The sequence below is a fragment of the Streptococcus mitis NCTC 12261 genome, assembly GCF_000148585.2.
Taxonomy (GTDB): Bacteria; Bacillota; Bacilli; order Lactobacillales; family Streptococcaceae; genus Streptococcus; species Streptococcus mitis.
This window is the reverse complement of sequence record NZ_CP028414.1, coordinates 1078617-1104023: the sequence shown is the minus strand read 5'-3', so window position 1 is coordinate 1104023 and position 25407 is coordinate 1078617. Positions and strand designations below refer to the sequence as shown.

At 40.3% G+C, this 25407-nt stretch carries 24 protein-coding genes; 15 read left to right on the top strand and 9 right to left on the bottom strand.

Features of this window, described 5'->3' with window-relative positions; translation table 11 throughout:
• The first annotated feature begins 14 nt into the window (after positions 1 to 14).
• Both SM12261_RS05705 and SM12261_RS05700 read left to right on the top strand, forming a co-directional pair.
• Complete coding sequence (locus SM12261_RS05705; protein WP_000747384.1) at positions 15 to 920, top strand: hypothetical protein; 906 nt, start codon at positions 15 to 17, stop codon at positions 918 to 920.
• Positions 901 to 1563, top strand: a complete 663-nt coding sequence (locus SM12261_RS05700; RefSeq protein ID WP_000836693.1) for a DUF6572 domain-containing protein — start codon at positions 901 to 903, stop codon at positions 1561 to 1563. The genes SM12261_RS05705 and SM12261_RS05700 overlap by 20 nt, the downstream gene beginning before the upstream one ends.
• Before the next feature lie 155 nt (positions 1564 to 1718).
• On the opposite strand, the gene yidA is transcribed toward SM12261_RS05700, so the two are convergent.
• Both yidA and SM12261_RS05690 read right to left on the bottom strand, forming a co-directional pair.
• Entirely contained in the window at positions 1719 to 2525 is an 807-nt protein-coding gene (gene yidA / locus SM12261_RS05695) for a sugar-phosphatase (protein ID WP_000023504.1), read from the bottom strand.
• A 12-nt stretch (positions 2526 to 2537) separates the two neighbouring features.
• The gene (locus SM12261_RS05690) at positions 2538 to 3842 is read right to left on the bottom strand and encodes an HD domain-containing protein (RefSeq protein ID WP_001003466.1); all 1305 of its coding nucleotides are present in this window, start codon (positions 3840 to 3842) and stop codon (positions 2538 to 2540) included.
• 71 nt (positions 3843 to 3913) lie between these two features.
• On the opposite strand from SM12261_RS05690, the gene SM12261_RS05685 reads away from it, so the two are divergent.
• From SM12261_RS05685 to ffh, 3 genes are all read left to right on the top strand, one after another.
• Positions 3914 to 4291: a YwiB family protein gene (locus SM12261_RS05685; protein WP_004239508.1), complete on the top strand. Its 378-nt coding sequence runs from the start codon at positions 3914 to 3916 to the stop codon at positions 4289 to 4291.
• A gap of 90 nt (positions 4292 to 4381) precedes the next feature.
• Positions 4382 to 4714, top strand: a complete 333-nt coding sequence (locus SM12261_RS05680) for a putative DNA-binding protein (RefSeq protein ID WP_000402066.1) — start codon at positions 4382 to 4384, stop codon at positions 4712 to 4714.
• Between the two features lie 11 nt (positions 4715 to 4725).
• Positions 4726 to 6297 carry a signal recognition particle protein gene (gene ffh / locus SM12261_RS05675; RefSeq protein WP_000863620.1) on the top strand — a complete coding sequence of 524 codons (1572 nt, stop codon included), beginning with the start codon at positions 4726 to 4728 and terminating at the stop codon, positions 6295 to 6297.
• 201 nt (positions 6298 to 6498) lie between these two features.
• Here ffh and SM12261_RS05665 read toward each other — a convergent pair whose 3' ends face one another.
• Both SM12261_RS05665 and rsmG read right to left on the bottom strand, forming a co-directional pair.
• A complete protein-coding gene (locus SM12261_RS05665; protein ID WP_004239507.1) occupies positions 6499 to 7782 on the bottom strand; it encodes a uracil-xanthine permease family protein in 1284 nt (427 codons plus the stop codon).
• Between the two features lie 203 nt (positions 7783 to 7985).
• Positions 7986 to 8699 carry a 16S rRNA (guanine(527)-N(7))-methyltransferase RsmG gene (gene rsmG, locus SM12261_RS05660; protein WP_000801936.1) on the bottom strand — a complete coding sequence of 238 codons (714 nt, stop codon included), beginning with the start codon at positions 8697 to 8699 and terminating at the stop codon, positions 7986 to 7988.
• Between the two features lie 93 nt (positions 8700 to 8792).
• Here rsmG and SM12261_RS05655 point away from each other — a divergent pair, with 93 nt between their 5' ends.
• Entirely contained in the window at positions 8793 to 9353 is a 561-nt protein-coding gene (locus SM12261_RS05655; RefSeq protein ID WP_000219823.1) for a LemA family protein, read from the top strand.
• A gap of 1 nt (position 9354) precedes the next feature.
• A complete protein-coding gene (gene htpX / locus SM12261_RS05650) occupies positions 9355 to 10254 on the top strand; it encodes a zinc metalloprotease HtpX (RefSeq protein ID WP_000895765.1) in 900 nt (299 codons plus the stop codon).
• Positions 10255 to 10299: 45 nt separating this feature from the next.
• On the opposite strand, the gene SM12261_RS05645 is transcribed toward htpX, so the two are convergent.
• Positions 10300 to 11859: an ATP-binding cassette domain-containing protein gene (locus tag SM12261_RS05645; protein WP_025169773.1), complete on the bottom strand. Its 1560-nt coding sequence runs from the start codon at positions 11857 to 11859 to the stop codon at positions 10300 to 10302.
• A gap of 330 nt (positions 11860 to 12189) precedes the next feature.
• Positions 12190 to 12501, bottom strand: coding sequence for a helicase BlpT (locus SM12261_RS05640; RefSeq protein ID WP_223339921.1), 312 nt, complete (start codon positions 12499 to 12501; stop codon positions 12190 to 12192).
• A 186-nt stretch (positions 12502 to 12687) separates the two neighbouring features.
• Between SM12261_RS05640 and SM12261_RS05635 the strand changes: the two genes are divergently transcribed.
• The 6 genes from SM12261_RS05635 (at position 12688) to carB (ending at position 20150) form a co-directional block, all read left to right on the top strand.
• Positions 12688 to 13230 (top strand): YceD family protein, encoded by a 543-nt coding sequence (locus SM12261_RS05635; RefSeq protein ID WP_000773209.1) that lies wholly within the window; start codon positions 12688 to 12690, stop codon positions 13228 to 13230.
• Positions 13230 to 13859, top strand: coding sequence for an endonuclease III (gene nth, locus SM12261_RS05630; RefSeq protein ID WP_000244445.1), 630 nt, complete (start codon positions 13230 to 13232; stop codon positions 13857 to 13859). Before SM12261_RS05635 ends, nth begins: the two co-directional genes overlap by 1 nt.
• Positions 13860 to 14069: 210 nt before the next feature.
• The gene (gene pyrR, locus SM12261_RS05625; protein ID WP_000644747.1) at positions 14070 to 14591 is read left to right on the top strand and encodes a bifunctional pyr operon transcriptional regulator/uracil phosphoribosyltransferase PyrR; all 522 of its coding nucleotides are present in this window, start codon (positions 14070 to 14072) and stop codon (positions 14589 to 14591) included.
• Positions 14592 to 14609: 18 nt separating this feature from the next.
• Positions 14610 to 15533 carry an aspartate carbamoyltransferase catalytic subunit gene (locus SM12261_RS05620; RefSeq protein ID WP_001293839.1) on the top strand — a complete coding sequence of 308 codons (924 nt, stop codon included), beginning with the start codon at positions 14610 to 14612 and terminating at the stop codon, positions 15531 to 15533.
• Between the two features lie 49 nt (positions 15534 to 15582).
• The gene (locus SM12261_RS05615) at positions 15583 to 16662 is read left to right on the top strand and encodes a carbamoyl phosphate synthase small subunit (RefSeq protein WP_050278219.1); all 1080 of its coding nucleotides are present in this window, start codon (positions 15583 to 15585) and stop codon (positions 16660 to 16662) included.
• A gap of 311 nt (positions 16663 to 16973) precedes the next feature.
• The gene (gene carB, locus SM12261_RS05610) at positions 16974 to 20150 is read left to right on the top strand and encodes a carbamoyl-phosphate synthase large subunit (protein WP_001126417.1); all 3177 of its coding nucleotides are present in this window, start codon (positions 16974 to 16976) and stop codon (positions 20148 to 20150) included.
• A 69-nt stretch (positions 20151 to 20219) separates the two neighbouring features.
• Here carB and SM12261_RS05605 read toward each other — a convergent pair whose 3' ends face one another.
• The 3 genes from SM12261_RS05605 to tacF are packed head-to-tail and all read right to left on the bottom strand — an operon-like array spanning position 20220 to position 23331.
• Positions 20220 to 21029 (bottom strand): LicD family protein, encoded by an 810-nt coding sequence (locus SM12261_RS05605; protein WP_001199635.1) that lies wholly within the window; start codon positions 21027 to 21029, stop codon positions 20220 to 20222.
• A gap of 1 nt (position 21030) precedes the next feature.
• On the bottom strand, positions 21031 to 21834 hold the full coding sequence (locus SM12261_RS05600; protein WP_000811882.1) for a LicD family protein: 804 nt from the start codon (positions 21832 to 21834) through the stop codon (positions 21031 to 21033).
• A 9-nt stretch (positions 21835 to 21843) separates the two neighbouring features.
• Complete coding sequence (gene tacF / locus SM12261_RS05595; RefSeq protein WP_000835911.1) at positions 21844 to 23331, bottom strand: type IV teichoic acid flippase TacF; 1488 nt, start codon at positions 23329 to 23331, stop codon at positions 21844 to 21846.
• Positions 23332 to 23665: 334 nt separating this feature from the next.
• Here tacF and SM12261_RS05590 point away from each other — a divergent pair, with 334 nt between their 5' ends.
• Positions 23666 to 24373: an IspD/TarI family cytidylyltransferase gene (locus SM12261_RS05590; RefSeq protein ID WP_000638494.1), complete on the top strand. Its 708-nt coding sequence runs from the start codon at positions 23666 to 23668 to the stop codon at positions 24371 to 24373.
• A gap of 4 nt (positions 24374 to 24377) precedes the next feature.
• On the top strand, positions 24378 to 25400 hold the full coding sequence (locus SM12261_RS05585) for a ribitol-5-phosphate dehydrogenase (protein ID WP_000609878.1): 1023 nt from the start codon (positions 24378 to 24380) through the stop codon (positions 25398 to 25400).
• The last annotated feature ends 7 nt before the right edge of the window (positions 25401 to 25407 follow it).

Below are 25407 nucleotides of genomic sequence, written 5' to 3'. Positions count from 1 at the left end.
TTTGGGTGAAAATCATGAAGAAAAGATCTATTTTTAGCGCAAGTTTTGAAGAAAGTCTTAATCTAGAAGATGATGTTTTTTTACAGTATCAGAAAGGAAATGTTTTCTCTAAATTAGAAACATATTATAGGGAAGGAAAGTCTAAACTAGTTCTTCATATTCAGAATATTGTTTTCACTCTTATCGGTCCTGTCATTATAAACTTTATGATTCTTGTTTTCTCGCTGTCCTTGCACAACTCTGATCCTAAAGATTTAAGATTGCCTATCTATCAACATCCATTACTAACAGCTGAGGTATATCTAGTCTGTTTCTTAATTTGGGTATTTATCATATTGATTGGTAAAGTTTTTAGAAAAGCTTTTATACTTCCTTATCGTAATCATTTTCATGTCATCACATTTCTAATTTGGCTTAGTCTTGAATTTAATCTGTTAGCGATTGATATGTCATTACCAACTTTATCTATTTGGATGGTTGCTGCTATTTTTGTTTTTATTACTATATTAGCCTATTTTATGTTTAGCCTTGAAATTGAAAATCTTAAAAAACTGATGTATGGTAATGGAAGTGGCTCTTCTCTTCGCAACAAAATTGCCAATAAGATAGCGATTTATGGAATGAGTTTTTTGGGAATTGGAGTAATTATAAACTTTATTATAAAAAGTTTTTCCATAAAATTTTCAACTTCATTGGAAGGATTAGGTCTTTTGATAACATGGATTATCCTAAATATTGCTGTGATTGCTATGCTAATTTACATCGAATTTCCTAGTTATTTACAAGCATTCTACAAATGGAAATATCCTGAAGAGTATCGTGAGTGGGAAGGTAAGACTGTAGAGGAATGGTATGGGAAAAAATATTTAAAAAAACACAAGGAGCTAATAGCTATTAAAAATGAAGTCGATTTATACTAGTCAAAAAGATATATTGGAAATCTGTCAAGATGGTGACAAGTATTTCTTGCGTTATCCAACTTTTAATATTACCTGCCCAGAAGTGATTAGAGAAATCCCCAAAGAAGCTGCCGATAGCTATATGTCGGGAGAACATACTGGTAAAGAGTTAATGAATTATGCGCAATATGGTTTTTGGAAATCAAAAAAGCAATATACACAAGAAGAGTCAGACAAAATTTTTATACGAAATAATCCTGATCTAATTTTTAATGATTTATCTGATAACCAAAAAATATTTTCTCCTGAAGAATTTAATCAAATCGTTACACAAGTTATCGTTTCAAAACTGAAACCTAGCGAACTAGACTCTATTGGTGTTGTAGATAGTCATTTAGAGTTACTCCTTGTGGATCCAATTGGCTGGGAGGAAGAAATAGAAGCAGTCCATCTTGAAATTCTGCAAGAAAAAATCAACAACTACATCTACTTCCTCGAAAGCAAGCAATATGTAGAGCGATATGGCGATAACTTTGACAAAAAAGTCATTCATATCACTTTCCAATATTTTCCATCGGATAATGGACTAGCCTTTCTTGCTGCGGTTCAGAAGGTATTGCAACCGACGGATATGAGCTTGAAGGTAGAATTACCAGAGTTATAAAGTCTCCATTTGATATAACAGCTGTTCATTTTGTTTTTGTACTATCAAGATTTAAGTGACTGTGCAACAGCCATTCAATTTATTGATTTACTCTTATTGTGATATATTTATACTAAAAACCGCTCAGCTGAGCGGTTTTTATCTATTCTTTCCTTTTACAGTACCCATGTACGGATGGCATGGGCAACGCCAGATTCGTCATTTGTTTTGGTGATGTATTTGGCGATTTTTTTGATTTCTGGATTTCCGTTTTCCATGACTACAGGGTTGCCAACGACTTCCAGCATGGCACGGTCGTTTTCTTCGTCACCGATAGCCATGGTTTCATCTTTGGTCAATCCGAGTTTTTCAGCTAGGTGAGTGATGGCTGAACCTTTGTCCACATTCTTTTTAAGGAGTTCGAGGTAGAAAGGAGCAGATTTGTTGATAGAGTAGCGCTCGTAAAATTCGGCTGGTATCTTTTCGATAGCAGTATCGAGGATTTCTGGTTCATCGATGAACATACACTTGACGATTTCTTTATCGGCCATTTCTTCAGGGGTGCGGTAGAAGATAGGCATGCTGACGAGGGTTGATTCGTGCACAGTGTATTTTCCGATATTGCGATTGGCTGTGTAGATGCCGTCCTTGGTAATGGCGTGCATGTGGACACCGAGCTTACGACTGAGAAATTCCATATCAAGATAATCCTCATAAGTCAAGGATTCGCTGATAATCTCATGCCCTGTAGCAGTTTCTTGGACAAGGGCACCATTGAAGGTCACCACATAGTCACCCTCGTCTCTCAACTGCAAGTCGTCCAGAAGTTTGGCAACACCTGCGATAGGGCGGCCAGTTGCAATGACGACTTTGACACCAGCTTCTTTGGCATCTTGGATGGCAGAAAAGACTTCAGGAGTGATTTCCTTTTGGCTATTGACTAGGGTTCCGTCGATATCGACAGCGATTAGTTTAATACTCATAAATTTCCTCTTCTAGTTTTTATTTGGGGTAAAATGATCGTTTTCAATCAAGTGTAAAAATTGCTGGGTAATGCTAGCAAAGATACTGTTTTGGTCCAACATTTCTTTCGGGAAATAAAAACGATTATCTCCGTGGCGACTGCCAGCAAGGGATTGGACGATAGGAGACAGGCTAGAGAGTTCGGCCAGTTCTCCATTTTTTTGTAAAATTTCAATCTGTGTACGTGGATTTTCAGATTCGGGACGATAGATATCATAAGGGAGGTCGAAGTTCTTATGAATGGCAGTATAGTAGTCAGGATCAAAGCCGATGTCCTCAACCAATTTTCTCATGCTGGCGAGCTGGTTTTGATCTTCTTGTGAAAAGGTAATGGATTTAAAGACCTTGCGGTTGACAAAGCGTTGCGACAGGTCTGCAAGAATCTTATCAGGACTGGTCATCCAGAGCTGGAAGTAGGTATTCATCACACCATCATCCAGAGCCAGATAATCAGACAAGGTCACATTTTTTTCAAAGAATGGCAGGAGATGTGGAGAAGTTCGGGCAAAGAAGTCCTTGTCTTCTGGATAAAGTTCCTTAGCCCGCTTGAGAAGATTCTGTAGGAGAACTTCCATAGCCCGAGTTGCAGGGTGGAAATAAACCTGCATATACATTTGGTAACGACTGAGGACATAGTCCTCGATGGCATGCATGCCATTGCGCTGAAAGGCGATGCCATTTTCGATAGGACGAATGACTCGGAGAATGCGAGTCAGGTCAAATTCCCCATAAGATGCCCCAGTAAAATAGGAGTCGCGCAAGAGATAGTCCATGCGGTCTGCATCTATTTGACTGGAAATGAGTTGCACGACCTGCTTGTTAGAATAGGTATGGTTAATGACACTGGCTACCTTTTCTGGGAAATCAGGTGCCACTTGTAGCAGGACTTGGTGAATCTCCGTTTCAGGACTTTGGATAATCTCCTGAGTAATGGCTTCATGGTCTGTATCAAAGAGATGTTCAAAAGTATGGGAGTAGGCACCATGCCCAAGGTCGTGTAAAAGAGCAGCGGTCATGGTCAAGAGGGACTCGGCAGGATTCCATTCCTCAGGATATTTTTCTTCAAAAATCTCTGTGATACGTCGTGCAATTTCATAGACTCCTAGACAGTGGGAGAAGCGGCTGTGTTCTCCACCGTGGAAGGTATAACTGGAAGTCCCCAGTTGTTTAATCCGGCGTAAACGCTGAAATTCTTTTGTATTGATCAAGTCATAGATGATTTGATTATTAACATGGATGTAGTTGTGAATTGGGTCACGGAATACTTTTTCGTTCATATGACCATTATAGCAAAAAGCTAGAGTTTTTGGTAAAATAGTAGGACAAGAGACAAGAAAGAGGACTTGATGTGAAGATTCGGATGCGAAATACGATTCAGTTTGATGAGCAGTTGGAAGTGATTGACCAACTTTATGACGTGGAAGTGCATGAAAAAGGAGATTATAGCTACCTGCTTTTCTATAATGAGGAAAAGGAAAAAGTGGTTATTAAATTTCATGGTCAAGAACTGGTGATGAGTCGATTTTCCAATCCCAAGACCATTATGCGCTTTCTAAAGGATAGCGATAGTTTAGCCTATATTCCTACACCTATGGGCATGCAGGAGTTTATCATCCAAACGAACCATTATCAAGTTGATGGGCAAAAGATTGAGCTAGCTTATCAACTACAAAATCAAGAGGGACATCCTTTTGCCAGCTATCAATTGGAAATTACTTGGGGATAGTCTCTTGTCTTTTTCAAATTTTGCTAGCTATCTTCTCGGATTAGCCTGCTAATGTGGTAGATTAGGCTAATTTTTGGTATAATAAAAGTTATGGAAATTGAAAAAACCAATCGTATGAATGCGCTCTTTGAATTTTATGCGGCGCTTTTGACAGATAAGCAAATGAATTATATCGAGCTCTACTACGCTGATGATTACAGCCTTGCTGAGATTGCTGAAGAGTTCGGCGTCAGTCGTCAGGCTGTCTATGATAATATCAAGCGGACAGAAAAGATTCTGGAAGATTATGAGATGAAATTGCACATGTACTCGGACTACATTGTCCGCAGTCAAATTTTTGACCAGATTTTGGAGCGCTATCCCAAGGATGACTTTCTGCAGGAGCAGATAGAAATTTTAACAAGTATTGATAATAGAGAATAAGAGGAAGAAAAATGGCATTTGAAAGTTTAACAGAACGTTTGCAGAACGTCTTTAAAAATCTACGTAAAAAAGGAAAAATCTCTGAATCTGATGTCCAAGAGGCAACCAAAGAAATTCGCTTGGCCTTGCTTGAGGCCGACGTTGCCTTGCCTGTTGTAAAGGACTTTATCAAGAAAGTTCGTGAGCGTGCAGTCGGGCATGAGGTCATTGATACCCTTAATCCTGCGCAACAGATTATTAAAATTGTAGATGAGGAACTGACAGCCGTTTTAGGTTCTGATACGGCAGAAATTATCAAGTCACCTAAGATTCCTACAATCATCATGATGGTTGGTTTGCAGGGGGCTGGTAAAACAACCTTTGCTGGTAAATTGGCCAACAAACTCAAGAAGGAAGAAAATGCTCGTCCTTTGATGATTGCGGCGGATATTTACCGTCCTGCGGCTATCGACCAGTTGAAAACTCTGGGTCAACAAATTGATGTGCCTGTCTTTGCACTTGGAACAGAAGTACCAGCTGTTGATATTGTTCGTCAAGGTTTGGAACAAGCTCAAGCCAATCATAACGACTATGTCTTGATTGATACTGCAGGTCGTTTGCAGATTGATGAGCTTTTGATGAATGAACTTCGTGACGTGAAAGCATTGGCTCAACCAAACGAAATTCTGCTCGTCGTTGATGCCATGATTGGTCAAGAAGCGGCCAATGTTGCGCGTGAGTTTAATACTCAGTTAGAAGTAACTGGGGTTATCCTTACCAAGATTGATGGCGATACTCGTGGTGGTGCTGCTCTATCTGTTCGTCACATTACTGGAAAACCAATCAAGTTCACTGGTACAGGTGAAAAGATTACGGACATTGAAACCTTCCACCCAGACCGCATGTCTAGCCGTATCCTTGGTATGGGGGATATGCTCACTTTGATTGAGAAAGCTTCTCAAGAATACGATGAGCAAAAAGCCCTTGAAATGGCTGAGAAAATGCGTGAGAATACCTTTGATTTCAATGATTTCATCGATCAGTTGGATCAGGTGCAAAATATGGGGCCGATGGAAGACTTGCTCAAGATGATTCCAGGTATGGCCAACAATCCAGCACTTCAAAACATGAAGGTAGATGAACGCCAGATTGCGCGCAAACGTGCCATTGTGTCTTCCATGACACCTGAAGAACGTGAAAATCCAGATTTGTTAAATCCAAGCCGTCGACGTCGTATCGCAGCTGGTTCTGGAAATACATTTGTCGAAGTCAATAAATTCATTAAAGATTTTAACCAGGCTAAACAACTCATGCAGGGTGTTATGTCTGGAGATATGAATAAGATGATGAAGCAAATGGGGATCAATCCAAACAACCTTCCTAAAAATATGCCAAATATGGGAGGGATGGACATGTCTGCCCTTGAAGGAATGATGGGACAAGGTGGTATGCCTGACTTATCAGCTCTCGGAGGAGCAGGAATGCCAGATATGAGCCAGATGTTTGGTGGTGGACTCAAAGGTAAAATCGGTGAATTTGCCATGAAACAGTCTATGAAACGCATGGCTAATAAAATGAAGAAAGCGAAGAAGAAACGCAAGTAAGACAAAGGAAGGCCGCAGGGCTTTCCTTTTTTAGAAAGAAGAAAAATGAGCACTTCCGTAATTGGAAATGCTCGTTTTTTGATGTATTTAGACTCTCATACTCAATGAAAATCAAAGAACAAACTAGGAAACTAGCCGCAGGCTGTACTTGAGTACGGCAAGGCGACGTTGACGTGGTTTGAATTTGATTTTCGAAGAGTATTAGTCTTTATTTTCGTATGGCAAGATCAAGTTCAAGATGATTCCTGTCATGGCTGATAGGGCAGTTCCTGAAAGGGTAACTGGACCAAGTTTAAGGATAGCTCCTCCAAGCCCAAGGACCAACATAGCACTTGCGATGATTAGGTTACGCATTTGAGCGAAATCAACACGTTCTTTGATCAAAACTTTCAAACCGTTGCTGGCGATAACCCCATAGAGAAGGATTGACATACCACCAAGTACAGCATTTGGAATGGTTGAAATCAAGGCAGTGAATTTACCAAGGAAGCTAAGGGCAATCGCGATGAAGGCAGCGTTACGGATAACTGATACAGAAGCGATACGAGTCATACCGATAACCCCTGTATTTTCTCCATAAGTTGTATTGGCTGGTCCACCAAGGAAGGCAGAAACAGAAGTTGCGATACCGTCACCAAGAAGAGTACGGTGAAGACCTGGTTCTTTCAAGAACTGACGTCCACAGATTTGACCCAAAACAGTATGGTCTCCGATATGTTCAGAAATTGTTACGATAGCGATTGGCAAGATAGCGATGGTTTCTGGACCGAAGTAAAGATTGTATTCTTTAAAGGCACCACCTGTGCTAAATGGCAAGTAGAAACCAGGGATTTCAAACCAGTTAGCTTTCAGAACTGGTGTAAAGTCAACCAAGCCAAGGGTTAGTGCGAAGAGGTAACCACCAATAATGGCAAAGAGGAATGGAATGATTCGTAGGAAGCCTTTTCCTTTTGTATTGATAAAGGCAGCAATCAAGAAAGTAACAACTGCTACAAGAGCATTTTTCCAATTTCCATCAGCTACAAGACCAGCGTTAGTAACAGCTGAACCTGCAAGTCCAAGACCGATAACGATGATCATAGGTCCGATGATGATTGGTGGCAAGAGTTTATCAATCCATTTTGTACCCGCAAAACGAACACTTGCAGCCACAAGGACATAGATAAAACCTGTAAGGATAACCCCTGTTTGTGCAGCTGATACATCCCCTCCTAGTTCCTTCATAGCTAGGGACATAGCTGTGATAAAGGCGAATGATGATCCTAGATAAACTGGAACTCTAAAACCAGTTGCGATCATGTAGATGAGTGTTCCAACACCTGAAGCAAAAAGGGCAACAGATACAGGCATTCCCAAAATCAAGGGTACCAAGATGGTCGCACCAAACATGGCGAAAACGTGTTGGAAGCTAAGGAGAATTCCTTTTCCCGCCGAAGGACGTTGGTCAACGTCTAGTAACAAATCAACAGTTGATTCTTGTTTCATATAAACCTCACTTTTGGGCATCAAAAAAGAGCCCATTATTTTACAGCAATAGGCCCTCAGAGTAAGACTTCTCTAAAATCTAGACTTTAAAGAGTTTCAAGTATTTCTGCGTCTTCGTCACCTCACGGGATGACATTAAAAACCTTTGCTTGTGATAGTATAGCAGAAATTCCGAACTTTGTAAATATTTTTTACTAAAAAATTTAAAGCGGGCGTTTGTTGGGCATGCCAGCCTTTCTTGGATATTTATTTGGTGTTTCTTTTTTCTTTTCCACCACTGTAATATAACGCGGATCTCCATTCGGTAGGGCGTAGCTGAGATTGTCTCCGACCTTACTAAAAAGGAGGTTGAGAGCATTCTTAGCTTCTAATAATTCCTCAGGCGCATTGCTGGCCTTTAGTGCCAATAGTTTTCCGCCAACTTTAAGGTAGGGAATAGTTAATTCAGATAAAACCTGCATGCGGGCAACCGCACGAGCTGTTACAAAATCATATTGAGCACGGAAGTTCTTGTCTTGTGCAAAATCTTCGGCACGTCCATGGTAGAAATGAACACCATCCAAATCCAGTTCTTGAGCCAAAAGTTGCAGGAAGTTGATACGCTTATTGAGTGAATCAATGATAGTTACATCTAACTGAGGATAGAGAATTTTCATCGGTAGACTAGGAAATCCTGCCCCGGCCCCGATATCAAGCAGTTTGATAGTTTCATTAGGAATCAAACCTTGAAGGATGGGTGCAATCGAATCGTAAAAATGTTTGAGATAAACTTCATCCTTGTCTGTAATAGCTGTTAGATTGATTTTTTCATTCCACTCGACCAAGAGTTCAAAATAACGTTCAAATTGTTTTTTTTGCTGGTCCGAAAGTGGAAGATTCTGCTCGGCAAGCAGGTTGTAAAATGTTTCTGGTTTCATAGTTATTTCCTTCTTTAGTATTATCTTATTTTACCACAATCATTAAAAATTTGATATACTGGTACTAATCTAAAAGTAGAAAGGACTTATATAATGACTTGGATTATTCTTGGAGTTATCGCTCTTATTGTTATTTTTGTAATTGTTAGCTATAACGGTTTGGTTAAGAATCGTATGCAAACAAAGGAGGCTTGGAGTCAGATTGATGTTCAGTTGAAACGTCGAAATGATCTCTTGCCAAACTTGATTGAGACTGTAAAAGGTTATGCCAAATATGAAGGTTCTACCCTTGAAAAGGTGGCAGAACTGCGTAACCAAGTGGCAGCAGCGACTTCACCAGCAGAAGCTATGAAAGCTAGTGATGCCCTCACTCGTCAGGTTTCAGGTATTTTTGCAGTTGCAGAAAGCTATCCAGATTTGAAAGCTAGTGCCAACTTTGTTAAATTGCAAGAGGAGTTGACAAACACAGAAAATAAAATTTCTTACTCCCGTCAACTCTACAACAGTGTTGTCAGCAACTACAATGTAAAATTAGAAACTTTCCCAAGCAATATTATCGCTGGAATGTTTGGATTTAAAGCAGCAGATTTCCTTCAAACACCAGAAGAGGAAAAGTCAGTTCCTAAAGTTGATTTTAGCGGTTTAGGTGACTAAGATGTTGTTTGATCAAATTGCAAGCAATAAACGAAGAACCTGGATTTTATTGTTGGTATTTTTCCTACTCTTAGCTCTTGTTGGCTATGCGGTTGGCTACCTCTTTATGCGATCTGGGCTTGGTGGTTTGGTTATCGCACTGATTATCGGCTTTATCTATGCCTTGTCCATGATTTTTCAATCGACAGAGATCGTCATGTCCATGAATGGAGCGCGTGAGGTGGATGAACAAACGGCACCAGACCTCTACCATGTAGTGGAAGATATGGCTATGGTGGCTCAGATTCCTATGCCTCGTGTTTTCATCATTGATGATCCAGCCTTAAATGCCTTTGCGACAGGTTCTAACCCTCAAAACGCAGCGGTTGCTGCGACGTCAGGTCTCCTCGCTATCATGAATCGTGAAGAACTAGAAGCTGTTATGGGACATGAAGTCAGTCATATTCGTAATTACGATATCCGTATTTCGACTATTGCTGTTGCCCTTGCTAGTGCTATCACCATGCTTTCTAGTATGGCCGGTCGTATGATGTGGTGGGGTGGAGCAGGTCGCAGACGAAGTGATGATGACCGAGATGGAAATGGCTTAGAAATCATTATGCTCGTAGTTTCTCTACTAGCTATTGTGCTGGCACCTCTTGCTGCCACCTTGGTACAACTAGCTATTTCTCGTCAGAGGGAATTCCTTGCTGATGCTTCCAGTGTCGAGTTGACTCGTAATCCTCAAGGGATGATTAATGCTCTATGTAAGTTGGATAATAGTAAACCGATGAGTCGTCCTGTCGATGATGCCAGCAGTGCACTTTATATCAATGATCCCAAGAAAGGGGGAGGGTTCCAAAAACTCTTTTATACCCACCCACCTATCTCAGAACGGATTGAACGTTTAAAACATATGTAAAAAAGAATCCAGAGGTTGTCTCTGGATTTTTGCTATGTTGCAAATTTATAAATCTTCTAAATTAACTACCTCTAAACCGTGTTCTGTTAAGCGATAGATGCTTGAACAGACCTCTTTTAAGAAACGACGGTCATGCGAAACAGTGATGAGACCACCAGGATAAGTGGCAAAGAGTTTTCTGAGTTCGGGTTGAGAAGTTGGAGAAAAGTTTCGTGTGGGTTCATCTAGCAGGAGAAAGTCTGGTTTGCGCAAGACTAAATCCAAAAGCAGAAGTTTCCCCTGTTGCCCGCCAGATAAGGAGCGAATTTGATGCTGCATTTCTTGATAACTGAAATTGAGACTGGCTAAGCGAGATTGGATTTTCTGCAGTTCCTCTTTTTCCCCAGTTTTGCTGAGATAGGCGATTGGGGATAACTCCAATTGCAGTTTTTGCTGGTAATCTTGTGGCATAAAACCAAGGGAAATCTCTTTTTTATCATTAAGAAGTTGCTGTAACTTGGCTAGCAGAGTTGATTTACCAACACCATTTTGGCCGATGATACCGATTTTTTCTTGGCCACGGACAGTTAGTTGTAGTTTTTGAACCAAAACTCGGCCGCCAATGGCCAAATTTTCCTTTTCCAGTTGGATTAAGACTTTAGAGGCCGGTAATGGTTGGATATCTGAGAAGAAAAGTCTGATTTCTTCCTCTTCAAGTGGCTTTTGGGTCATGGACTGAGCTGCCCTTTCGTAGCGTTTTTCTTGTGAGAGGACAGTTTTCATCTTTTTAGCCAATAGGCGACCGGCAGTACTGTCTTTGGTAGCTCGAAGCGTAGTTTCTACATTTTGCTTGACTCGCCGATGTTTTTCCATGGTTTTATCGTAGGCTCTTTGGTCGTTAGCAGCTTGCTGGCTTTGTCTGACAAAATTAGCCTTTCTCTGCTCACTATAGCGATCATAGTCTAAATGCTCTACTAGCGTTTCTGCTTCTTTCCGGTGCTTGACCAGTCGCAAGTGGACAATGGTATCAGCCGTTTCAGAAAGAAAGTCTTCATCATGGGAAATGAAAATAACGGTTTGCTGAATCTTTCGAATCTGACCTTTTAGCCAATCAACCGTCTCAAGGTCTAGGTCATTTGAAGGTTCATCTAAAAATAAAATCTCAAAGGGTTTGGCTAACTCATGGATGAGCTGAATTTTCAAAGCTTCGCCACCGGAGAGGCTCCCGATCTCTTGGTCGCTTGCGAAACGATCACTATCAAAATGCAACTCTTCAGCTAAGCGATAAAGGATACTGTAGTCTAAATCAATAGAATCTAAAAAGAAGTAGTCGTGTAGAGATTGTTTTTTCAGCTCCTCGGGGACTTTTTGAGGAATATAGGCCAGTGACTGATAGTCAGACTGGACGTCTCCCTTTATAGTGAAATCATACAAAGCTTCTCCCATTACAATTTTAAGTAAGGTTGATTTGCCATTTCCTTCTTCACCAATAATAGCAACCTTTTCCCCGTCTTGGATAGTGATGGTTAGGTCAGATACAAGATCTCGTAGATCTTTGTTTTGCGTGATGGTCAGGTGATTGATTTTTATCATATTGTTGCCCTTTCTAGAATGTCGATAGTGCATAACAAAAAGCTCTACTTTATCTAGTAGAGCCCAAAGTCACTGTCGAAACTCTATTATCCTCGTTGAAAAACTCGTCAAACTAGCTTGGAGCTGCCTACCCCAACCCAAGAGGAGCATAGCTTTCTAGTTTTTTTATTTTCAATGAGGACAAGATACTAGAAACCTAGTATAAAAAGAGCACACAAAAAGAGACAAAAACAAGATCTACTAAATAAAGTTTCTTTACTTGATAGACTTAGTTGTTCATGTCTCCCTTACCTCCGAGTATTAGTACCTCTATCCTATACCTTTCAGGATATTTTGTCAACAGAAAACCGACAATTCTAATCTCTAGAATCCAAAAACAGGTCCATAAAGAGTTAGTACGTGTTTGACATGATCGTAATGGAACTTGTCATAGTTGCGCCAAGCGGTACGTGCTTGGTCGTTCAGTTTTAGGCTACCGAGGCCTATCAGAAGACTGGTACGTTGGTAAAATTTCTCAAGGTCAATTAAGATACTGTTGTTCAACTTTTCCGCTTTTTTGAGCTCTTTTATAGTAGTGTTTAGCAGCTCTTGTAGTCGAGTATCATCTGCAGTACCCTGTTTGCAGCTTTGGAAACTTTTATTTAACTCGGATAAGAGTTGGGTTGCATTAGTAATGAGTTATTTATCTTCCATGTGAACATCCTCCTTGCTCGGATGTATTATTGCCTATAGTATAGCACTAAAAAACAAAAATGTCATAGTGAATATGTTAAAAAATTGAATTTCAATTATAAAGTTTGCTGTGCTGATTTGTAGCCTTTTCATGGTATAATCAAGAGAGTAAATCTTTATGGAGGAAGTATGAAATTAAATATTCAAGAAATTCGTAAGCAGTCTGAAGGCTTGCATTTTGAACAAACGTTAGACCTAGCCGCAGACCTGCGTGCACGCAATCAAGAAATTTTAGATGTAAAAGATATCCTTGCAGTTGGGAAAGTACAGTACGAAGACCGGATGTATTTTTTAGACTATCAGTTGTCATATACCATTGTTCTTGCTTCCAGCCGCAGTATGGAGCCAGTTGAGTTGGCTGAGTCTTATCCAGTCACAGAAGTTTTCATGGAAGGCGCAACCAACCAACTAGATCAGGAAGTTTTAGACGATGATTTGGTTTTGCCTATCGAAAATGGGGAACTTGATCTTGCTGAGAGCGTATCAGACAATATCCTACTAAACATTCCTATCAAGGTCTTGACGGCTGAAGAAGAAGCTGGTCAAGGATTTGTTTCAGGAAATGACTGGCAAATCATGACAGAAGAAGAATACCAAGCTCAACAAGCAGTCAAAAAAGAAGAAAACAGTCCTTTTGCTGGCTTACAAGGACTATTTGATGGAGACGAATAATGGTCTTGTCAAAAAAACGAGCACGAAAGGTGCTAGAAGAAATCATTGCTCTTTTTCCAGATGCCAAGCCCAGTCTTGATTTCACTAATCATTTTGAACTCTTGGTTGCGGTCATGTTGTCAGCTCAGACAACGGATGCAGCGGTAAATAAGGCCACACCAGGTCTCTTTGCTGCCTTTCCAACGCCACAAGCCATGTCTGTTGCAACAGAAAGTGAAATTGCCTCACACATTTCTCGCCTAGGACTGTATCGAAATAAGGCTAAATTTCTAAAAAAATGTGCCCAACAGTTACTAGACGATTTCGATGGTCAAGTCCCTCAAACACGAGAGGAATTGGAGAGTTTGTCAGGTGTTGGTCGCAAGACAGCCAATGTTGTCATGAGTGTGGGCTTTGGGATTCCAGCCTTTGCAGTGGACACTCATGTTGAGCGTATCTGCAAGCATCATGATATTGTCAAGAAATCTGCTACACCGCTTGAGGTGGAAAAGAGGGTTATGGATATCTTGCCGCCTGAGCAGTGGTTAGCAGCTCATCAGGCTATGATTTATTTTGGAAGAGCCATTTGTCATCCTAAAAATCCAGAGTGTGACCAGTACCCACAATTATATGATTTTAGCAATTTGTAAGATGGAACATCGAAAGTTTTTGCTTGATTTTAAGCATGCTTTGTGCTATAGTATTTGATAACTAAATATTCCTTTAAACCTGTCCCGTGAGGCAGGCAAGGAGAACGATTAAGTAGTAGGGTGAAGTCTATACTGTTTGCAGTAGGGCTCGCTTGGCTATACATTTCAAGTCTCCTTGTTTAAGGAGACTTTTCTTTTTGGAGGTTTGTCATGAAGGCAAAAGAAGTTGTAGACGAATTGACTGTCAAACGAGCGATTACGCGTATTACTTATGAGATTATCGAACGCAACAAAGATTTGAATAAAATCGTCTTGGCTGGTATTAAAACTCGTGGTGTCTTTATCGCCCACCGAATCCAAGAACGTTTGGAGCAACTAGAAAATCTTTCAGTTCCTGTTGTGGAATTGGATACTAAACCTTTCCGTGATGATGTAAAAAGTGGAGAAGATACTTCTTTGGTTTCTGTCGATGTGACAGACCGCGAAGTTATCTTGGTGGATGATGTGCTCTATACAGGTCGTACCATCCGTGCTGCTATTGATAATATTGTAGGTCATGGTCGTCCTGCGCGCGTGAGTTTAGCAGTTCTAGTCGATCGTGGACATAGAGAATTGCCAATCCGTCCAGATTACGTTGGAAAAAACATACCAACTAGTCGTTCTGAAGAAATCATCGTAGAGATGGCAGAACTTGATGGCCAAGATAGAGTTCTGATTACTGAAGAAGCTTAGAAAGCTAAAGGAGTAGCCATGTCAGAAAATCAACAAGCATTAAACCATGTGGTGTCCATGGAAGACCTCACTGTCGATCAAGTGATGAAATTGATCAAGCGAGGAATTGAGTTTAAAAATGGAGCTCAGCTTCCCTATGAGGACCATCCGATTGTTTCCAATCTTTTCTTTGAGGATTCTACACGAACGCATAAGTCCTTTGAAGTGGCAGAGATTAAACTGGGATTGGAGCGACTTGACTTTGATGTGAAGACTAGTTCAGTCAATAAGGGTGAGACACTTTATGATACCATTTTGACTCTGTCTGCTTTAGGAGTGGATGTTTGTGTGATTCGTCACCCAGAGGTTGACTACTACAGAGAGTTAATTGCAAGTCCGACGATTACGACTTCCATCATCAATGGTGGAGATGGTTCGGGACAACACCCTAGTCAGAGCTTGCTTGATTTGATGACTATTTATGAGGAATTTGGTCACTTTGAGGGTCTCAAGGTTGCGATTGCAGGTGACTTGGACCATTCACGTGTTGCCAAATCCAATATGCAGATTTTGAAACGCTTGGGAGCTGAACTCTTTTTTGCTGGACCTGAGGAATGGAGAAGTCAAGAGTTTGCAAACTATGGACAGTTTGTAACTATTGATGAAATCATTGATCAGGTGGATGTCATGATGTTTCTCCGTGTGCAACATGAACGCCATGATAGCGGTGCAGTCTTTTCCAAAGAAGACTACCATGCCCAACATGGCTTGACTCAAGAACGTTATGACCGTTTGAAAGAAACAGCAATCCTCATGCATCCAGCTCCAGTCAATCGTGATGTGGAAATCGCAGACCACTTGGTTGAAGCACCAAAATCACGGATTGTCCAACAAATGACCAATGGTGTCTTTGTTCGAATGGCAATCTTAGAATCCGTACTGGCGAGTAGAAACGCCAACTAAAACACAAGACGTTAAAAGACGCCAGTGAGCGTCCACGAGAGGTGAAAATATGACAAAAAGACTTCTAGTATTAGAAGATGGCACAGTTTTTGAAGGCAAGGCCTTCGGAGCAGATATTGATGTAACAGGCGAAATCGTCTTTAATACAGGTATGACTGGCTACCAAGAATCCATTACAGACCAGTCTTATAATGGACAAATCTTGACCTTTACTTATCCTTTGGTAGGAAATTACGGAATTAACCGTGATGACTATGAATCCATTATTCCTACTTGTAAGGGGGTTGTTGTTTTCGAAGAAGCACGTAGAGCAAGCAACTGGCGAAATCAAATGACCTTGGATGAATTTTTGAAAGCCAAGAAAATTCCTGGTATTTCAGGGATTGATACGCGTGCCCTTACCAAGATTATCCGTAAGCATGGTACTATGCGTGCAACTCTGACCCATGTTGGAGATAGCATGGATCATGTGACTGACCAGCTCCAGGCAACGGTATTGCCGACAGACAATATTAAGCAGGTTTCTACTAAAACATCCTATCCAGCTCCAGGAGTTGGTTTGAGCGTGGTGTTAGTGGACTTTGGCCTCAAGCACTCAATCCTACGTGAACTTTCGAAGCGCAACTGTAATGTGACCGTGGTTCCATACACGACAACGGCAGAAGAAATTCTTCATCTTAATCCTGACGGAGTTATGTTGTCAAATGGGCCAGGTAACCCAGAAGACGTTCCCCAAGCACTTGACATGATTCGCGGTGTGCAAGGAAAAATTCCAATCTTTGGTATTTGTATGGGGCATCAACTCTTTGCAATGGCAAATGGTGCTAAGACCTACAAGATGAAATTTGGACACCGTGGATTCAACCATGCGGTACGCGAAATTGCTACAGGACGTGTGGATTTTACAAGTCAAAACCATGGTTATGCAGTTAGCCGTGAGGATTTGCCAGAACACTTGATTATCACCCACGAAGAAATCAATGACAAGTCAGTTGAAGGCGTGCGTCACAGATACCAACCTGCTTTCTCTGTCCAATACCATCCAGATGCGGCCCCTGGTCCACACGACGCTAGCTACCTATTTGATGAGTTTATAGAGATGATGGAAGCTTTTAAACAATCAAACTAAGAACGAGTAAAAGCTCGTCGGAGAATTTATGTAACTGAACACGGACGGAAAGCTCGGAATTTAGATAAACCAACTGGGATTGTCAATCCTTCCTTGGTTTCCTAAAATTCAATCGCTTTCTATTCGTCCTTTGTATCTTATTTAATGTCGCCCTGTGAGGCGACGAATAGAAAGGAGAAGATACATTGTTCGCGGAAGTGAACACGCCCTAAGAACTGTGTGAAAAAGATAATCATCGTCTTGACGCTGAAGGCGTCTGCACCGAGTTTCCTATTTTCACTGTGTTCTTTATGGGCTTTGTATCATAAACTATGCCTAAACGTACTGATATTCAAAAAATTATGGTGATTGGTTCTGGTCCGATTATTATTGGTCAGGCTGCTGAGTTTGACTACGCTGGGACCCAGGCTTGCTTGTCTTTGAAAGAGGAAGGTTATGAGGTTGTCTTGGTTAACTCAAACCCTGCAACTATCATGACGGATAAGGAAATTGCTGATAAGGTTTATATTGAACCAATTACACTTGAGTTTGTGACACGTATTCTTCGTAAGGAGCGTCCAGATGCCTTGCTACCAACACTCGGTGGGCAAACTGGTCTTAATATGGCCATGGAATTGTCTAAAAATGGTATCCTTGATGAGCTTGGTGTTGAGCTTCTGGGAACTAAATTATCTGCCATTGACCAAGCGGAGGACCGTGACCTCTTTAAACAATTGATGGAAGAATTGGAGCAACCAATTCCAGAATCTGAAATTGTAAACACTGTTGAAGAAGCTGTTGCCTTTGCAGCGACAATTGGTTACCCAGTTATCGTTCGTCCAGCCTTTACACTTGGTGGTACTGGTGGTGGTATGTGTGCCAACGAGGAAGAATTGCGTGAAATCGCTGAAAATGGATTGAAATTGTCACCTGTGACCCAATGTTTGATTGAGCGTTCAATCGCAGGTTTCAAGGAAATCGAATACGAAGTGATGCGTGACTCAGCTGACAATGCTTTGGTTGTTTGTAACATGGAAAACTTTGACCCAGTTGGGATTCACACAGGAGATTCCATTGTATTTGCCCCTGCGCAAACCATGTCAGACTATGAAAACCAAATGCTACGTGATGCGAGCTTGAGCATTATTCGCGCCCTTAAGATTGAAGGGGGATGTAACGTTCAGCTAGCCCTTGATCCGCATAGCTTCAAATACTATGTCATCGAAGTAAACCCCCGTGTATCACGTTCTTCAGCCCTTGCTTCTAAGGCGACAGGTTACCCAATTGCCAAATTGGCTGCCAAGATTGCAGTTGGTTTGACTTTGGATGAGGTCATCAACCCAGTTACGGGTTCAACCTATGCCATGTTTGAACCAGCTCTTGACTACGTTGTTGCCAAGATTCCTCGTTTCCCATTTGACAAGTTTGAAAAGGGTGAGCGCCGTCTTGGGACACAGATGAAGGCCACTGGAGAAGTCATGGCAATCGGTCGAAACATCGAAGAATCACTTCTTAAGGCCTGTCGCTCACTTGAAATCGGTGTTCATCATAACGAGATTCCAGAACTTGCCAGTGTTTTAGATGATGACTTGATTGAAAAAGTAGTCAAAGCCCAAGACGATCGTCTTTTCTATGTCTCAGAAGCCATTCGCCGTGGCTACACACCAGAAGAAATTGCTGAATTGACCAAGATTGATATCTTTTATCTTGATAAACTCTTACATATCTTTGAAATTGAGCAAGAGTTAGGTGCCCATCCACAAGATCTAGAAGTCTTGAAAACTGCAAAATTGAATGGATTTTCAGACCGTAAGATTGCTGAACTCTGGAATACTACAGCTGACCAAGTTCGCCAGCTTCGTTTGGAAAACAAGATTGTTCCAGTTTATAAGATGGTAGATACTTGTGCGGCAGAATTTGACTCTGAAACACCATACTTCTATTCAACCTATGGTTGGGAAAACGAGTCTATCAAGTCTGATAAGGAATCCGTTCTAGTTCTAGGTTCTGGTCCAATCCGTATCGGTCAAGGGGTCGAGTTTGACTACGCAACTGTTCATTCAGTTAAGGCTATTCAGGCGGCTGGCTATGAAGCCATCATCATGAATTCAAACCCAGAGACCGTTTCTACAGACTTCTCTGTATCAGATAAGCTTTACTTTGAGCCATTGACATTTGAAGATGTTATGAACGTCATTGACTTGGAGCAACCAAAAGGTGTTATTGTTCAGTTCGGTGGTCAAACAGCTATCAACCTAGCTGAGCCATTGGCTAAAGCAGGTGTGACTATTCTTGGTACGCAAGTAGCTGACCTAGACCGTGCGGAAGACCGTGACCTCTTCGAGCAAGCTCTAAAAGATTTGGATATTCCACAGCCACCAGGACAAACGGCTACCAATGAAGAAGAAGCAGTTCTTGCAGCTCGCAAGATTGGCTTCCCAGTTCTTGTCCGCCCATCTTATGTACTTGGTGGACGTGCCATGGAAATCGTTGAAAACGAAGAAGACCTTCGCTCTTATATGCGTACTGCGGTTAAGGCTAGTCCAGACCACCCAGTTCTTGTTGACTCTTATATCGTCGGACAAGAGTGTGAAGTCGATGCCATTTCAGACGGACAAAATGTCCTCATCCCAGGTATCATGGAGCATATTGAACGTGCTGGTGTCCACTCAGGTGACTCAATGGCCGTTTACCCACCACAAACCTTGTCGCAAAAGGTGCAAGAAACAATCGCAGACTATACTAAACGCCTAGCAATCGGTCTTAACTGCCTTGGAATGATGAACATCCAGTTTGTCATCAAGGATGAAAAAGTCTACGTTATTGAGGTCAATCCACGTGCCAGCCGTACGGTTCCATTTCTTTCTAAAGTAACCAATATCCCTATGGCTCAAGTAGCAACCAAGCTCATTCTTGGTCAAAAACTTGAAGAACTTGGCTACCAAGATGGACTTTACCCTGAAAGTACCCGCGTTCATATCAAGGCACCTGTCTTCTCCTTTACCAAACTAGCTAAGGTAGACAGCTTACTTGGTCCTGAAATGAAGTCAACAGGGGAAGTTATGGGTTCTGATACGACTTTGGAAAAAGCTCTCTATAAGGCTTTTGAAGCTTCTTACTTACACTTGCCAACTTTTGGTAACGTTGTATTTACCATCGCTGATGATGCCAAAGAAGAAGCCTTGGACTTGGCTCGTCGTTTCCAAAATATTGGCTATGGAATCCTCGCGACAGAAGGAACAGCAGCCTTCTTTGCCAGTCATGGATTGCAAGCCCAACCTGTTGGTAAGATTGGTGATGACGATAAGGATATTCCAAGTTTTGTTCGCAAAGGAAGAATTCAAGCTATCATTAATACAGTTGGAACAAAACGAACTGCTGACGAAGATGGAGAGCAAATTCGCCGTTCAGCTATTGAACACGGAGTGCCCCTCTTCACAGCCCTAGATACAGCTAACGCCATGCTCAAAGTATTGGAAAGCCGTAGTTTTGTCACAGAAGCGATTTAAATAGAAAAAAGAGAAGGTATAACGATCTTCTCTTTTTTGTTATATTTTTTCTTGTAAACTACTGCTTAATCAGTTTTTGCGATAAGCTTTAATACTGTGGCTATACCACTCTTGCATTTCTTTTGATGGTGGTGTCATATAATCCCCATACATCTGGGTTAAAAATTGATCATATTTTTTAGGGACGGGCAGCATACGACCTTCAAACTCTGTTAAAATCAGTTCTTTAAAGGTATCAATTGGAAAGACTTCTTTCATTCCTTCCTTACCAATCCCAATTCCTCCTTCATATTGAGGAGTGTTAGTTGTGGCATTTTTGACTAGCTGATCAATTTTCTTGTAAAAGTAACGAGGATTGACAAATCTGAGAGCGTACCAGCTACATAATCTGAGAAAATCTTTTAATTTGCTATCACCGTGAACAGCGCGTGATTTTTTGATATAAGCTAGTTGACGAAGGGCTACATACTTATAACTCTTGTCGACAATGCTCAAGTCTGTAAAGCGATCAATTGGGAAGACATCTATGAAGAGACTGGTGTCATGACGCTTGTACTTAACATGGTCTTCGATAACAGTAGAAGTATCCAAAATCGATGCGAAATTATGGAAGTACCAAGAAGAAGTGTCGTAGGATAGAACCTTATAACGTGGATGGTCTTCTTCCTCAATAATTTTCAATAAGCGCTCATAATCTTCACGATAAAGGGAAATATCGATATCATCGTCCCAGGGAATCATACCTTTGTGGCGGATAGCTCCAAGCATGGTTCCATAACTTAGAAAATAAGGAATATCATGTTTCTTACAAGTCTCATCAATATAGTCTAGCAGAGCTAGTTGAATTTCTTTAATTTCTTCTTTTTCTAAATACTGCATCCTAATCCTCCAATTTATAAGCGTGAAATTCATGACTGTAGAAGCGTTTTTCTTCTGGTGGTAGGGTCATATAATCTCCATAAAATTGTGTCAAAATAGTATCAAATTTTTCAGGTGCTGGAAGGCTTAAATTTTCAAAGGGTAAATCAATTGTTTTATCGAAGGTACCACTTGGGAAGACTTCCTTCTCCTTAAATTTAGAAGGGATAAAAGCCATATACTGCCCATTATCACGACTATATTTTTGAATTTCTTTTTCGATTTTATGTGCAAAATAACGAGGAGAAACAGGTCGAAGGAGCAACCAAAAGGCTGTTCGTATCCAATCTTTTAAAAGGCTATCCTTATAGACAATATTTTTGTGTTTACTGAAAGACAGAAGTTTGAAGCTTTCCAGTTTATAACAAGTATCAATGACATTAGGATCATCAAAGCGATCCATAGGGAAAATATCGATAAAAACACCAGACTCATAGGTTTTTGTATTCCGAGTATCAATAATTTTAGTCGTACTGTCGGTTATTTTGATAAAGTTGTTAAAGTAATTTTTATCTGTTTCTAAGGATAAAAGTTTGTATTTACTTTCTTCCTTTTGAAAAATGTTAATAAATCGTTGGTAATCTTCTCGAGGCATGGACAGATCAATATCGTCGTCCCAAGGAATAAAGCCCTGATGTCGAACTGCCCCAATCAGAGTACCGTAGTTAATAATATAGTTGATATTGTGCTTTTTACAGAGAGTATCAATATAATCCAAAATTTCTAATTCAATCTGTTTGGCATCTTCAATGGTTAGTTGTTTCATTTTAAACTCCTATGATCTTTTGAATTTATTTTTTAAGGCTAGGACATGGTTTAAAAATTCATAGAAAATGCTATCTTTGGTGAAGGCAAGTAGACCAATATAAGAGATGGCTGATAGCAATACAATCAAACCAGTATTAATCAAAAATGGCAAATTAATGACCATATCCACAGGATACAAGAAATTAATCAGGAAATAAATTCCTACAAAGGAAAGTGAAAAGAGCGAGTATCGAACAGTATAGCTAAAGATATGTCCTAAGTGGATGAGTTGTTTTCTATGGATGAAAATGATATAGAAAACAAGTAGAGAGGCCTCTGATAGCATAGTTGTCAGTAAGTAGGATTCAGGAGCCACGATGTGGTTGAAAAAGAGGAGACTATTTAAGCCCAAATTGAGTAGCCCAGCAAAGACTGTGTAAACTGTGATACGTTTTTCATAGCCATTTGTAAAGAGAATTTGGGAACCAAGAATGGTATCTAAGGCCAGGATAATCGTACGAAAAGCGAAGAGAGAGGTTAAGATACCACCTCCGATATATTTTTCACTACCGTAAAGTAGAATGGCATTTGGTCCTAAAACCATGAGTCCAAAACTGAGTGGGATGATAAAGAAGTTAAAGATTCGACTTCCTCTGTTAACCAGAGAAACATAGGCTTCTTTGTCTCCTTTACCCAAATAGTAACTGAGACGAGGCACACTCACTCCGATAGCTCCTGTTACAACACCAGCTATAACGGTCACAATTCGTTGAGCCATGGTATAGTAACTAACGTTGACATCAATCCCTGTTTTAACGAGGAAGAGGCGATCCAAAAAAGTGAAGAGCATATTGGCATTGGCAAAGACCAACATGGCTGTTAGAGGGAGAAAGAGCGGTTTAAAATCACTTATGTGAATCTTAACAAGCTTAATGTCTCTTTTAATCCAAAAATAACTAATCAGATAGTTAATCAGTGTCGATAAACTCATCACAAGTGTATAGACAACAATATCATGTTCATTTTTGACAAACAGGAAAATAGAGACCAGCATCAGGATGCGGATGAAGGCAGTCTTGTAAAAAAGAAAACTGTAATTTTCCAGAGCTTCATTAACCCATTCGATTGAAAAAATCTGGGCAATGAGTTGAATCCCCATAACAAGGTAGACTTTTTTGACGATTGGATTATCTGTAAAGAAGAGAGGATAGGCAAGGATATAGACAGCGGTGGTCAAAATCGTACAAGCTATGCACAAATAAAAAAGACTGGAGAAGGTTCTATTCAGATCTTTTTTGTTATCCTTGACATTACTGATGGCCCGTAAACCGTAGTTATAGACTCCATAAGTTGCAAAGGGTAAGAAAAATGACAAAATTGTGTCGACAGAGTTGAAGTAACCATAGTCAGTTCGGTCTAAGACACGCGCGACGTAGGTACCAGTTAAGATGGGAAAAATAATATTCAAGACACGAATTCCCATATAAGATAGAGCATTTAATTTTATACTTTTCATTCAATTTACCTCGTTTTTCATTATATCATAAAGTTAGCTAATAAGAAATGAAGGGCAGTAAGTCAAGTAATCACTTTGAAGTTTCAAAGTTTGATTTTAAGCTTTCTTTAAGAAAACTATATTATTCTGAAGAACTCTAAAATTTCACAGCTATTTATTGGTAATGACTACAGAATTCCTAGTCATTACTAGAAATGGACTAGTTTCTTTGAATAATGGAACTGCATAATCCTCCTATTCTAGAACGGGACGACTAGTATTTCTTTTATGATAGGACTAGATTGTGGTATAATAGAGAGAATAAGTTTTTTTAGTAAGACAAAGGAGAAAATAGATGATTTATGCAGGAATTCTTGCTGGTGGAACTGGCACACGCATGGGAATCAGTAACTTGCCAAAACAATTTTTAGAGTTAGGTGATCGACCTATCTTGATTCATACAATTGAAAAATTTGTCTTGGAACCAAGTATCGAAAAAATTGTAGTTGGGGTTCATGGAGACTGGGTTTCTCATGCAGAAGATCTTGTAGATAAATATCTTCCTCTTCATAAGGAACGTATCATCATTACAAAAGGTGGTGCTGACCGCAATACAAGTATTGAGAAAATCATTGAAGCCATTGATGCTTATCGTCCGCTTACTCCAGAGGATATCGTTGTTACCCACGATTCTGTTCGTCCATTTATTACACTTCGCATGATTCAAGACAATATCCAACTTGCCCAAAATCATGATGCAGTGGACACAGTGGTAGAAGCGGTTGATACTATCGTTGAAAGTACCAATGGTCAATTTATTACAGATATTCCAAATCGTGCTCACCTTTATCAAGGACAAACACCTCAAACATTCCGTTGCAAGGATTTCCTGGACCTTTATGGCTCTCTTTCTGCTGAAGAGAAAGAAATCTTGACAGATGCATGTAAAATCTTTGTCATTAAAGGAAAAGATGTGGCCTTGGCCAAGGGTGAATATTCAAATCTGAAAATTACAACCGTAACAGATTTGAAGATTGCAAAAAGTATGATTGAGAAAGACTAGTAAAATGATTAATCAAATTTATCAACTAACTAAGCCTAAGTTTATCAATGTAAAATATCAAGAAGAGGCTATTGACCAAGAAAATCATATCCTTATCCGTCCCAACTACATGGCTGTCTGTCATGCGGATCAGCGTTACTACCAGGGAAAACGTGATCCAAAGATTTTGAATAAAAAACTTCCAATGGCAATGATTCACGAGTCATGTGGAACCGTTATTTCTGATCCGACAGGAACCTATGAAGTTGGACAAAAAGTTGTCATGATTCCTAATCAGCCACCTATGCAGAGTGATGAAGAATTCTATGAAAACTACATGACAGGGACCCATTTCTTGTCTAGTGGCTTTGATGGCTTTATGAGAGAGTTTGTTTCTCTCCCTAAAGATCGTGTGGTGGCTTATGATGCTATCGAAGATACGGTTGCAGCCATTACAGAGTTTGTCAGTGTCGGTATGCATGCCATGAATCGCCTATTGACCCTTGCTCATAGCAAGCGGGACCGAATCGCCGTTATCGGAGATGGAAGTTTAGCATTTGTGGTTGCCAATATTATCAACTATACTTTGCCAGAAGCAGAGATCGTGGTTATTGGTCGTCATTGGGAAAAGTTGGAACTCTTCTCTTTTGCCAAAGAATGCTATATTACTGATAATATTCCTGAAGATTTGGCCTTTGACCATGCTTTTGAGTGTTGTGGTGGTGATGGTACTGGACCAGCTATTAATGATTTGGTTCGCTATATTCGTCCTCAGGGAACGATTCTTATGATGGGAGTTAGTGAGTATAAAGTCAATCTCAATACACGCGATGCCTTAGAAAAAGGCTTGCTCTTGGTTGGTTCCTCTCGTTCTGGTCGCATTGATTTTGAAAATGCAATCCAAATGATGGAAGTCAAGAAATTTGCCAATCGTCTTAAAAATATCCTTTATCTAGAAGAACCTGTAAGAGAAATTAAAGATATTCACCGTGTCTTTGCAACCGATTTAAACACAGCCTTTAAAACCGTGTTTAAATGGGAAGTATAAGAACTGG